At 39.4% G+C, this 12,790-nt stretch carries 7 protein-coding genes; all 7 read right to left on the minus strand.

Going from position 1 to position 12,790, the window contains the following annotated elements:
• Positions 1-111: 111 nt before the first annotated feature.
• The 7 genes from tuf to rpoB all read right to left on the minus strand — a co-directional run bounded on the left by tuf (position 112) and on the right by rpoB (position 12,574).
• Positions 112-1,299, minus strand: a complete 1,188-nt coding sequence (gene tuf / locus MUA90_RS12300; protein WP_262587215.1) for an elongation factor Tu — start codon at positions 1,297-1,299, stop codon at positions 112-114.
• Positions 1,300-1,483: 184 nt separating this feature from the next.
• The gene (fusA, locus tag MUA90_RS12305; protein ID WP_105993384.1) at positions 1,484-3,565 is read right to left on the minus strand and encodes an elongation factor G; all 2,082 of its coding nucleotides are present in this window, start codon (positions 3,563-3,565) and stop codon (positions 1,484-1,486) included.
• Positions 3,566-3,676: 111 nt separating this feature from the next.
• Positions 3,677-4,147: a 30S ribosomal protein S7 gene (gene rpsG / locus MUA90_RS12310; protein WP_002481335.1), complete on the minus strand. Its 471-nt coding sequence runs from the start codon at positions 4,145-4,147 to the stop codon at positions 3,677-3,679.
• Between the two features lie 70 nt (positions 4,148-4,217).
• Positions 4,218-4,631, minus strand: coding sequence for a 30S ribosomal protein S12 (gene rpsL, locus MUA90_RS12315; RefSeq protein WP_002481334.1), 414 nt, complete (start codon positions 4,629-4,631; stop codon positions 4,218-4,220).
• A gap of 97 nt (positions 4,632-4,728) precedes the next feature.
• Positions 4,729-4,983: a ribosomal L7Ae/L30e/S12e/Gadd45 family protein gene (locus MUA90_RS12320; protein WP_105993383.1), complete on the minus strand. Its 255-nt coding sequence runs from the start codon at positions 4,981-4,983 to the stop codon at positions 4,729-4,731.
• A gap of 233 nt (positions 4,984-5,216) precedes the next feature.
• On the minus strand, positions 5,217-8,825 hold the full coding sequence (gene rpoC / locus MUA90_RS12325) for a DNA-directed RNA polymerase subunit beta' (protein ID WP_232167249.1): 3,609 nt from the start codon (positions 8,823-8,825) through the stop codon (positions 5,217-5,219).
• A 197-nt stretch (positions 8,826-9,022) separates the two neighbouring features.
• Positions 9,023-12,574 (minus strand): DNA-directed RNA polymerase subunit beta, encoded by a 3,552-nt coding sequence (rpoB, locus tag MUA90_RS12330; RefSeq protein WP_262587218.1) that lies wholly within the window; start codon positions 12,572-12,574, stop codon positions 9,023-9,025.
• Positions 12,575-12,790 lie beyond the last annotated feature (216 nt).

Here is a 12,790-nt window from a genome sequence, read left to right on the forward strand (position 1 = left end):
CACAAAGCAGCAATGCACACCGTAAAAGGCCGCATTGCTGCTTTATTATGTAAAAAAAGAGTCCCTCATAAGAGAGACCCTTTATTATAAATTCAACTAAGCTAGTCGAAATTATGCTTGGATTTCAGTAACAACGCCTGATCCTACAGTACGTCCACCTTCACGGATAGAGAAACGAGTACCGTCTTCAATCGCGATTGGAGCGATTAATTCAACAGTCATTTCTACGTTATCCCCAGGCATTACCATTTCAGTACCTTCTGGTAAGTTAACAACGCCTGTTACGTCAGTAGTACGGAAGTAGAATTGTGGGCGGTAGTTAGTGAAGAAAGGAGTGTGACGTCCACCTTCATCTTTAGATAAAACATAAACATCAGCTTTGAATTTAGTGTGTGGAGTAATAGAGCCAGGAGCTGCTAATACTTGTCCACGTTGTACATCTTCACGTGCAACACCACGTAATAAAGCACCAATGTTGTCACCAGCTTCAGCGTAGTCTAATAATTTACGGAACATTTCTACACCTGTAACTGTTGTTTTTTTGCTTTCTTCTGTGATACCGATGATTTCAACTTCTTCACCGACTTTGATTTGACCACGTTCAACACGGCCTGTAGCTACAGTACCACGACCAGTGATTGAGAATACGTCCTCAACTGGCATCATGAATGGTTTATCAGAGTCACGTTCTGGAGTTGGAATGTAGTCATCTACAGCTTGCATTAAGTCTAAGATTTTTTGTTCGTATTCTGGGTCGCCTTCTATAGCTTTTAATGCAGAACCAACGATAACTGGTACATCGTCACCAGGGAAGTCGTATTCAGATAATAAGTCACGAACTTCCATTTCAACTAATTCTAATAATTCTTCGTCATCAACCATGTCAGCTTTGTTTAAGAATACAACTAAAGCTGGTACACCAACGTTACGTGATAAAAGAATGTGTTCACGAGTTTGTGGCATTGGACCATCTGCAGCAGATACTACTAAGATACCGCCGTCCATTTGAGCAGCACCAGTGATCATGTTTTTAACATAGTCAGCGTGTCCTGGGCAGTCAACGTGAGCATAGTGACGTTTGTCAGTTTGATACTCGATGTGTGAAGTATTGATTGTAATACCACGTTCTTTTTCTTCTGGAGCGTTGTCAATCATGTCGTATGATTGTGCTACAGTGTCACCATTTTTTGCTAATACAGTTGCGATAGCAGCTGTTAAAGTTGTTTTACCATGGTCAACGTGACCGATAGTACCAATATTGGCATGTTCTTTTGAGCGATCGAATTTTTCTTTAGCCATTATGAAATCTCTCCTCTTCTTGTTAAAAAGTTATTTAAATTATCTCTCATGATAGTTTCTCACCACCATGAGAGCTGATTGTTAAGTTGTAAAGGGCTAATTCCTTTATAAAGCATTTGGTTCAAAAAATCAATTAAGGAACCCTGCCAAGCAGAAACTTGGCTCAGAACTAAAGATGAATCAATTATTCACCTTTATTTTTCTTGATGATTTCTTCAGAAATTGATTTTGGAACTTCCTCATAGTGATCGAAGTACATAGTGTAAGTACCGCGACCTTGAGTGTTAGAACGTAATGAAGTTGCGTAACCGAACATTTCTGAAAGCGGTACGTATGCACGAACCATTTGAGCATTACCACGTGGTTCCATACCATCTACGCGTCCACGGCGAGCTGTTACGTCACCCATGATGTCGCCCATGTATTCTTCAGGCATTAAGATTTCAACTTTCATCATTGGTTCTAAGATTACTGGATCTGCAACTTTAGCAGCTTCTTTAAGTGCTAATGAAGCAGCGATTTTGAAGGCCATTTCAGATGAATCGACATCATGGTAAGAACCATCGTAAAGTTTAGCTTTTACGTCGATTAATGGATAACCAGCTAATACACCGTTTTCCATAGCATCTTTAAGACCAGCTTCAACTGATGGAATGTATTCACGTGGAACTACACCACCAACGATAGCGTTTTCGAATTCGAAACCTGCTCCAACTTCGTTTGGAGTGAATTCAATATGAACGTCACCATATTGACCACGACCACCAGATTGACGAGAGAATTTACCTTGAACTTTTGCTGGTGTTTTGAATGTTTCACGGTATGAAACCATTGGCGCACCAACGTTAGCTTCAACGTTAAATTCTTTTTTCATACGGTCTACAAGAATGTCTAAGTGAAGTTCACCCATACCGCCGATGATAACTTGTCCAGTTTCTTCATCAGTGTGTGCATGGAATGTTGGGTCTTCTTCTTGTAATTTAACTAAAGCTTGAGTCATTTTATCTTGGTCAGCTTTAGATTTTGGTTCTACTGATAAGTGAATAACAGGTTCTGGGAATTCCATTGATTCCAAGATAATGTCATTTTTCTCACCGCATAAAGTATCACCAGTACCAGTTTCTTTAAGACCTACCGCAGCAGCGATATCGCCTGAGTAAACTGTGCTGATTTCTTTACGAGTGTTAGCGTGCATTTGTAATAAACGACCTACACGTTCACGTTTATCTTTAGTAGAGTTTTTCACGTATGAACCAGAGTTCATTGTACCTGAGTACACACGGAAGAATGTTAATTTACCAACGTAAGGGTCAGTCATAACTTTGAATGCTAATGCAGCGAATTCTGCATCGTCATCTGCTCTAGCAATGATTTCTTCATCAGGGTTGCTAGCACGGTGACCAACGATTGGTTTAACATCTAATGGTGATGGTAAGTAGTCAATTACTGCGTCAAGCATTAATTGAACACCTTTGTTTTTGAAAGCAGTACCGCAAAGTACTGGGTAGAATTCGATATCTAGAGTTGCTTGACGAATAGCTTTTTTCAATTCATCAACTGAAATTTCTTCGCCTTCTAAATATTTTTCCATTAACTCTTCGTTAACTTCAGCTACTGATTCGATTAATGTTTCACGCGCTTCAGCTGCTTTGTCTTTGTAGTCGTCTGGAATTTCGATTTCTACTACTTCTTCACCAAAGTCACCATTGTATTGGAAACATTTCATTTGAACTAAGTCAATGATAGCTTCAAATTCGTCTTCGGCACCAATTGGTAATTGGATCGCTTGAGCGTTAGCGTCTAAACGATCGTGTAAAGTACTTACTGCATATTCGAAGTTAGCACCTAATTTGTCCATTTTGTTTACGAATACGATACGAGGAACTCCATAAGTAGTAGCCTGACGCCAAACTGTTTCAGTTTGTGGTTCAACACCTGATTGCGCATCAAGTACTGTAACCGCACCGTCAAGTACACGTAATGAACGTTCAACTTCAACTGTGAAGTCTACGTGTCCTGGAGTATCGATAATGTTGACACGATGATCATGCCATTGTGCAGTTGTTGCTGCTGATGTGATTGTGATACCACGGTCTTGTTCTTGTTCCATCCAGTCCATTTGTGCCCCACCATCGTGAGTTTCACCAATTTTGTGGATACGTCCAGTGTAAAACAGGATACGTTCAGTAGTCGTTGTTTTACCTGCGTCAATGTGAGCCATGATACCAATGTTACGAGTTTTTTCCAAAGAAAAGTCTCTAGCCATTGTATTGTTTCTCCTTCCAGTAATTACTGAGTAAATACTTTGTATATGGCGATGCCCTAAGCATGCCTATGGTAGTACCATGCGAACATACTCAGGGTTAAACCTTGAATCTTACCAGCGGTAGTGAGCGAATGCTTTGTTCGCTTCAGCCATTTTGTGTACATCTTCACGTTTCTTAACTGCGCCGCCTGTGTTGTTAGCTGCATCTAAGATTTCGTTAGCTAAACGTTCTTCCATAGTTTTTTCACCACGAAGACGTGAATAGTTCACTAACCAACGTAAACCTAAAGTAGTACGACGTTCTGGACGTACTTCAACAGGTACTTGGTAGTTAGAGCCACCTACACGGCGAGCTTTAACTTCTAATACTGGCATGATGTTGTTGATTGCTTCATCGAATACTTCCATTGCGTCGCGACCACTGCGTTCTTGTACAAGGTCGAATGCTGAATAAAGAATTCTTTGAGCTGTTCCGCGCTTACCATCTAACATGATTTTGTTAATCAATTTTGTCACTAACTTAGAGTTGTGAATTGGATCTGGTAAAACGTCTCTTTTTGGTACTGATCCTTTACGAGGCATAATCAGAGTCCTCCCTTCATATTATAGTATAATCTCATAATCTATCTCGAAAATTTACGTAATCTTAAACTTATTTTTTAGGACGTTTAGTACCGTATAATGAACGGCTTTGCATACGACCTTCTACACCTGAAGTATCAAGTGCACCACGAACGATATGGTAACGCACACCAGGTAAGTCTTTTACACGACCTCCACGTACAAGTACAACACTGTGTTCTTGCAAGTTATGGCCGATACCAGGGATATATGCGTTCACTTCGATGTTGTTTGATAAACGAACACGCGCATATTTACGTAACGCTGAGTTAGGTTTTTTAGGTGTCATTGTACCAACACGAGTACAAACGCCACGTTTTTGTGGTGAGTTCAAGTCAGTAAATTGTTTTCTCATACTGTTAAAACCTTTGTTCAAAGCTGGTGAATCTGATTTCTTAGCTTTGCTTTTTCTTGGTTTACGTACTAATTGGTTAATAGTAGGCATTTAAGATGTCCTCCTCTCCTGTTTTATAATCCCACACATCCAGGTGGTTCATTTTTAGGTTAAATAAAATTTAGTAAGCATAATTACTTACTAATTCTCATTTCAATAGAGCAACAATTGCTGCATCTACGTTGATACCTGCAAATTCTCCTAAAGCTTTCTTGCTTTCGAAAAATGAAACAGATATATCGCTATGATTGATCTTACTTAACACGTCTGACAGCAAATAAACTTCAACGTCTTGAGCAATAATCAATGATGTAACTCGGTTCTTTTTGAGCGCTTTGAGCGTCTCTTTCAAACCAACAACACTATGGTGTTTGTTAAAGCGTGCAACTTTTTCATTAGACATTGACTATCCTCCAAAGTTTTGCTTGCATCAACCTTTATAATAGTAACACTTTCCATAGGTTGCGTCAACATTATTTTTCAATATACTGTCGACTTTTTTAATCATAACAAATTCAGAAAGAATTTCAAACATCTTCACTGATTTCTTACAACTTTTATTTCAAATTATCCAATAAAAGAAAGCCAATACCCGCTTTCTTGCGAAAGCAGTATTGGCTTCAAAATTAATATTTATTATTGTTGCGGTGTATCTTCCGCAAGTACTTCAACTGCCTCTTTAACTTGAGGATCGATATGTTTTTCGTATTTAGCATCGCTGTAACGTCTCATACCTGTACCTGCAGGAATCAATTTACCGATAATAACGTTCTCTTTAAGTCCAAGCAAGTCATCACGTTTACCTTTGATAGCTGCATCAGTAAGGACACGTGTTGTTTCTTGGAATGATGCGGCTGATAAGAAGCTTTCTGTTTCAAGAGACGCTTTAGTAATACCAAGCAATACTGGTTTAGCAGTTGCTGGACGTTTGCGTTCTTTGAATGCTTCTCTGTTCGCATCTGTGAAGTTATGGATGTCTACTAATGAACCTGGTAATAATTTAGTATCGCCAGCTTCGATGATACGTACTTTACGTAACATTTGACGTACCATAACCTCAACGTGTTTATCGTCGATTTCTACACCTTGCATACGGTAAACTTTTTGAACTTCTTTAAGCAAGTAACTTTCAGTCGCATTTAAGCCTGCTACTGATAAGTAGTGCTTAGGTTCGATAGAACCTTCAGTTAAGACTTCACCGCGTTCAACGTGTTGGCCTTTTTCAACTTTAAGACGTGAAGTACCTGAAGCAAGATAAGATCTTGTTTCGTTTGCACCTTTAATCACGATTTCTTGTTGACGGTCTTTCGCAAGTTTGATGTCTTCAACAGTACCTTCAATGTCAGTGATAACAGCTTGACCTTTAGGGTTACGTGCTTCGAAGATCTCTTGGATACGTGGAAGACCTTGTGTGATATCGCTTCCGGCTACCCCGCCTGTATGGAAGGTACGCATTGTAAGCTGTGTACCTGGTTCACCGATAGATTGTGCTGCGATTGTACCAACCGCTTCACCAACTTCAACTTTTTCACCAGTCGCAAGGTTTTTACCGTAACATTTTTCACATACACCATGACGTGTGTTACATGTAAATGCTGAACGGATATACATTTGCTCAATGCCAGCATCTGTAATACGTTTTGCGATTTCTGGTGTGATTAATTGATCTGGTTCTACTAACACTTCATCTGTTTCTGGATGACGTACCGTTTCTTTAGAGTAACGGCCTTCAATACGCTCGATGAATGGTTCGATCATTTCTGTACCTTCTTTAATGTCAGATACAAGCAAGCCGCGGTCAGTTCCGCAGTCTTCTTCACGAACAATAACATCTTGTGCCACGTCAACCAGACGACGAGTAAGGTAACCTGAATCGGCAGTTTTAAGTGCTGTATCGGCAAGACCTTTACGCGCACCGTGAGTAGAGATGAAGTACTCTAACACTGTTAAACCTTCACGGAATGAAGATGTGATCGGCAACTCGATGATTTTACCTGATGGAGCGGCCATCAGACCACGCATACCGGCTAACTGAGTAAAGTTAGATGCGTTACCACGGGCACCAGAGTCACTCATCATGAAGATAGGGTTCGTTTTCTCTAGGGATTTCATCAATTTGCCTTGAATTTCATCCTTAGCATCTGTCCAAATTTCAACGACAGCATTATAACGTTCTTCTTCAGTGATTAAACCACGGTTATATTGTTTTTGAACACGTTCAACTAATTTTTCGTGTTCATCTAAGATTTCTTGTTTATCCGGTAATACCACAATGTCAGATACACCAACAGTGATACCTGCTTTAGAAGAGAATTTGAAACCTAAGTCTTTCATACGGTCAAGCATCATTGAAGTATCAGTAATGCTGAAGCGATTGAACACTTCTGCGATGATATTTCCTAAGAATTTTTTGTTGAACGGATCAACAAGTTCTTGTTCTTCAAAGTATGCTTTCAAGCCGCCTTCGCCTAATTCGCTTGCGCTGACGAAGTATTTATCAGGTGTTTTATCTTCTAAGTTTGTTTGTGATGGTTCATTAATGTAAGCAAATGAATCCGGAATAATTTCGTTGAAGATTACTTTACCAACTGTTGTTGTAAGAATCTTGCTGTTTTGTTCTTCTGTGAACGTAGGATTATGGAATGAACCTGCGTGTACACCGATACGTGTATGCAAGTGTACATAACCGTTTTGGTAAGCCTTCAAGACTTCATTTGCGTCATTGAAGATAGCTCCTGTATTCACAGCATCTTCACGCTCTAAAGTAAGGTAATAGTTACCAAGTACCATATCTTGTGATGGTGTAACAACTGGTTTACCGTCTTTAGGGTTCAAGATGTTTTGTGCTGCAAGCATCAACATACGTGCTTCTGCTTGTGCTTCTTTAGATAAAGGTACGTGAACAGCCATTTGGTCACCATCGAAGTCAGCGTTGTATGCTGTTGTAACCAATGGGTGCAGACGAATCGCACGGCCTTCAACCAATGTTGGTTCGAAAGCTTGGATACCTAATCTGTGAAGTGTAGGCGCACGGTTTAAAAGTACTGGGTGTTCTCTGATTACATCTTCTAAAACATCCCATACTTCATCTTCCATACGTTCGATTTTACTTTTCGCATTTTTGATGTTTGTTGCGATTTCGCGTTGAACTAATTCTTTCATTACGAAAGGTTTGAATAATTCTAACGCCATTTCTTTAGGCAAACCACATTGGTACATTTTTAAACTTGGACCAACGGCGATAACTGAACGACCTGAATAGTCAACACGTTTACCTAATAAGTTTTGACGGAAACGACCTTGTTTACCTTTCAACATGTGTGAAAGTGATTTTAAAGGACGGTTGCCTGGACCAGTAACTGGACGGCCGCGGCGACCGTTATCGATTAATGCATCGACAGCTTCTTGCAGCATACGTTTTTCGTTTTGAACGATGATGCCAGGCGCACCTAAATCTAATAAACGTTTCAAACGGTTGTTACGGTTGATGACACGACGGTATAAGTCGTTTAAGTCACTTGTCGCAAAACGTCCGCCGTCTAATTGAACCATTGGACGGATTTCCGGCGGGATAATCGGAAGTACATCCAAAATCATCCATGAAGGTTCGTTACCAGAGTTTCTGAATGATTCAACTACTTCTAAACGTTTGATTGCACGTGTCAATCTTTGACCAGTAGCTGATTCTAATTCAGTACGCAACTCTTTCAACTCTTCATCCAAGTCAATTTCTGCTAATAGGTCTTTGATACCTTCAGCACCCATTTTTGCTACGAATTGACCAGGGAATTTGTCATAGTAATCTCTGTATTCTGCTTCTGAAAGCAATGATTTTTTCTCAAGACCTGTTGGGCCTGGGTCAACCACAACATAAGATGCGAAGTAAATGACTTCTTCTAATGATCTTGGAGACATATCTAATAATAGACCCATACGGCTTGGGATACCTTTGAAGTACCAAATGTGTGATACAGGTGCCGCAAGTTCAATGTGGCCCATTCTTTCACGACGTACTTTTGATTTAGTTACTTCAACGCCGCAACGGTCACAAACCATACCTTTATAACGTACACGTTTGTACTTACCGCAACTACATTCCCAGTCTTTTGTAGGTCCGAAAATTCTTTCGCAGAACAAACCATCTTTTTCAGGTTTTAAAGTACGATAGTTGATTGTTTCAGGTTTCTTAACTTCACCGTATGACCATGAACGAATCTTTTCAGGTGAAGCAAGGCCGATTTTCATATAATGGAAATTATTTACATCAATCAAGGAGCCTACCTCCTTCAATTTAGATTAGCTGTGCTATTTGATTGATAAATGATCAATAAATTGAAAAATATTAAAGGTGCATAAAGGCAATGCAGTACATTGCCTAATGCTGCCTTATGCTATTTGAATTTTAAACATTACGCTATTTGCTTATTGAACATTGAAATATATTAGTCAGTGATTTCTTTTTGAGATTCAGGGATTGAAGATTGTTGGATGTTCACTTTATGTTCGTTCACATCATCATCATCCATATCTGACATTTCAATTTCTTTATCATCTTCATCCATGACTTTAACATCAAGTCCTAAACTTTGTAATTCTTTCATCAATACGCGGAATGATTCCGGAACACTTGGTCTAGAGATGTTTTCACCTTTAACGATCGCTTCATAAGTTTTTACACGACCTACAGTGTCATCAGATTTGTAAGTTAGGATTTCTTGCAATGTGTATGCAGCACCATATGCTTCAAGTGCCCATACCTCCATCTCACCGAAACGTTGTCCACCGAATTGAGCTTTACCGCCAAGTGGTTGTTGTGTAACAAGTGAGTATGGTCCAGTTGAACGCGCATGTAATTTGTCGTCAACCATGTGTGCAAGTTTCAACATGTACATTACACCAACAGAAATACGGTTATCGAATGGTTCGCCTGTACGTCCATCATACAATACAGTTTTACCATCTCTTGCCATACCTGCTTCTTCGATTGTAGACCAAACATCATCATCGTTGGCACCATCGAATACTGGTGATGCGACATGAATACCTAAGTTTTTAGCCGCCATACCTAAGTGCAATTCAAGTACTTGTCCGATGTTCATACGTGATGGTACACCTAATGGGTTTAACATGATATCAATAGGTGTTCCGTCTGGTAAGTAAGGCATATCTTCTTCAGGAACAATCTTAGAAATAACACCTTTGTTACCGTGACGACCGCACATTTTATCCCCTACGTGGATTTTACGTTTTTGAACGATATAAACACGTACAAGTTGGTTTACACCTGGAGATAATGAATCGTCGCCGTCTTCGCGGTTGAAGACTTTAACGTCTAGAACAATACCGCCTGCACCATGTGGTACACGTAATGAAGTATCGCGGACTTCACGTGCTTTTTCACCAAAGATTGCATGTAATAAGCGTTCTTCAGCAGTTAATTCAGTGACACCTTTAGGTGTTACTTTACCAACCAAGATGTCGCCATCTTTAACTTCTGCACCTACATAAACAATACCGCGTTCATCTAGGTTTTTAAGTGCGCTTTCTGCAACGTTCGGAATATCACGTGTGATTTCTTCAGGTCCTAATTTTGTATCACGTGCTTCTGATTCATATTCTTCGATATGAATTGAAGTGTAAACATCGTCTTTAACAAGACGTTCACTCATGATTACAGCATCCTCGTAGTTATAACCGTCCCATGTCATGAAACCTACAACTACGTTGCGTCCAAGTGCCATCTCGCCAAGTTCCATAGAAGGACCGTCAGCTAAGATTTCGCCTTGTGATACAACATCTCCGACTTTAACAATCGGACGTTGGTTATAACATGTACCTGAGTTAGAACGTTTGAATTTAGCTAATCTATACGTATCTACTTCGCCATCATATTCTTGACCATCTTCTTCGATGATACGGCGAACTTTAATTTCGTTTGATTCAACATGTTCAACACGACCGAAATGTCTGTTGATAACTGCAGCACCTGAGTCGCGTGCAGCAACATGTTCCATACCTGTACCTACAAATGGAGATTCAGGGTTCATCAATGGTACTGCTTGACGCTGCATGTTCGCACCCATTAACGCACGGTTAGAGTCATCGTTTTCTAAGAATGGGATACATGCTGTCGCAGCAGAAACAACTTGTTTAGGAGAAACGTCCATGTAGTCCATTTTCTCTCTGTCCATAGTTGTGTTGTTACCACGGAAACGACAAACGATTTCTTCGTCTAAGAAACGACCTTCGTCATCTAAACGAGAGTTCGCTTGGGCAACGACATAACTGTCTTCTTCATCAGCAGTTAAGTAATCGATTTGATCTGTTACCGCATTTTTATCATGGTCTACTTTACGATATGGTGTTTCGATAAATCCGAATTCGTTAACACGTGCATAACTTGATAACGAGTTGATTAAACCAATGTTCGGACCCTCAGGTGTCTCGATTGGACACATACGGCCATAGTGAGAATAGTGCACGTCACGTACTTCCATTTGGGCACGTTCACGTGTTAAACCACCAGGTCCTAATGCAGATAAACGACGTTTGTGTGTTAATTCTGCTAATGGGTTCGCTTGGTCCATGAATTGTGATAATTGAGAGCTGCCAAAGAATTCTTTGATAGATGCAATTACCGGACGAATGTTGATTAATTGCTGCGGTGTAATTGAATCAGTGTCTTGGATAGACATTCTTTCACGTACCACACGTTCCATTCTTGAAAGACCGATTCTGAATTGGTTTTGCAATAATTCGCCTACTGAACGTAAACGACGGTTGCCTAAGTGGTCAATATCGTCAGTTTGACCTACACCATACAATAAGTTGAAGAAGTAAGACATTGAAGCAACAATATCAGCCGGTGTAATGCATTTAACCTCTGAATCAGGGAATGCGTTGCCGATTACTGTTGTTGTACGGCCTTCTTCATCATTAGGTACATAGATTTTAATTGATTGTGTTTCAACAGGTTCGTTAACGATGCTGTCATCTAATTCATCTACTTCGATGTTTGCATTAGATTCTAAAACATCCATAATTTCGTCTAGTTTACGACGGTCTAAAACTGTGCCTTCTTCAGCAACAATTTCACCTGTTTCAGTATTAACAATCGGTTCAGCCAATTTTTGGTTGAATAAACGATGTTTTAAATGAAGTTTTTTATTCATTTTATAGCGACCAACACTTGCTAAATCATAGCGTTTTGGATCGAAGAAACGAGAATAAAGCAAGCTTTTCGCGTTTTCTACTGTAGGTGGTTCGCCAGGGCGTAAACGTTCGTAAATTTCTAATAAAGCTTGATCAGTATTTTCAGTACTGTCTTTTTCTAATGTGTTGCGCAAGTATTCATTATCGCCTAATAAATCAATAATTGATTGATCAGTTGAATAGCCTAGCGCGCGTAATAATATAGTTAACGGTAATTTTCTTGTTCTGTCGATACGCACATAAACAATATCTTTTGCATCAGTTTCAAACTCTAACCAAGCACCACGGTTAGGAATAACTGTTGCATCATAGTTTTCGCGACCGTTTTTATCTATTTTTTCATTGAAGTATACGGATGGAGAACGTACTAATTGCGAAACAATAACACGTTCCGCACCATTAATTACGAAAGTACCAGTATCTGTCATTAATGGGAAATCACCCATAAAGACTTCTTGGTCTTTCACTTCTCCTGTTTCTTTGTTAATAAGACGCACTTTGACACGAAGAGGTGCAGCATAAGTTACGTCGCGGTTCTTAGATTCCTCTAAATCGTATTTCGGTTCACCCAATCTATAATCTACAAATTCTAAAGAAAGGTTGCCTGTGAAGTCTTCGATTGGAGAAATGTCTCTAAACATTTCTAATAAGCCTTCTTTTAAGAACCATTCATAAGATTTAGTTTGAATTTCAATAAGGTTTGGTAATTCTAAAACCTCAGAAATTCTCGCGTAATTTCTACGTTTACGATGTCTTCCATATTGGACAAATTTACCTGCCAAACAGATTCACCCCTCAAAAATTGTTCGAATGTCTCTTACATTATAAAATAAACAAAACGGTAACAAGACAAAAAGAAAACGGCAGCACACCCGATGACACCATTTTCTATTCTGTGTTATTAAAGATTTACTTTGTTATTTTATACGTAAAAGTACACACTTCTTGAACATAAATTTTTACATTCTATAACTATATCAGAAACTCATATGGTTGTC

Origin of the sequence: Staphylococcus sp. IVB6181 (assembly GCF_025561445.1) — a bacterium.
Classification (GTDB): Bacteria; Bacillota; Bacilli; order Staphylococcales; family Staphylococcaceae; genus Staphylococcus; species Staphylococcus simulans_B.

Excerpts from the sequence above, each read along its gene's own strand:
- tuf (WP_262587215.1), bottom strand. The coding sequence starts at position 1,299 with ATGGCTAAAGAAAAATTCGATCGCTCAAAAGAACATGCCAATATTGGT.
- fusA (WP_105993384.1), bottom strand. The coding sequence starts at position 3,565 with ATGGCTAGAGACTTTTCTTTGGAAAAAACTCGTAACATTGGTATCATG.
- rpsG (WP_002481335.1), bottom strand. The coding sequence starts at position 4,147 with ATGCCTCGTAAAGGATCAGTACCAAAAAGAGACGTTTTACCAGATCCA.
- rpsL (WP_002481334.1), bottom strand. The coding sequence starts at position 4,631 with ATGCCTACTATTAACCAATTAGTACGTAAACCAAGAAAAAGCAAAGCT.
- MUA90_RS12320 (WP_105993383.1), bottom strand. The coding sequence starts at position 4,983 with ATGTCTAATGAAAAAGTTGCACGCTTTAACAAACACCATAGTGTTGTT.
- rpoC (WP_232167249.1), bottom strand. The coding sequence starts at position 8,825 with ATGAAAATCGGCCTTGCTTCACCTGAAAAGATTCGTTCATGGTCATAC.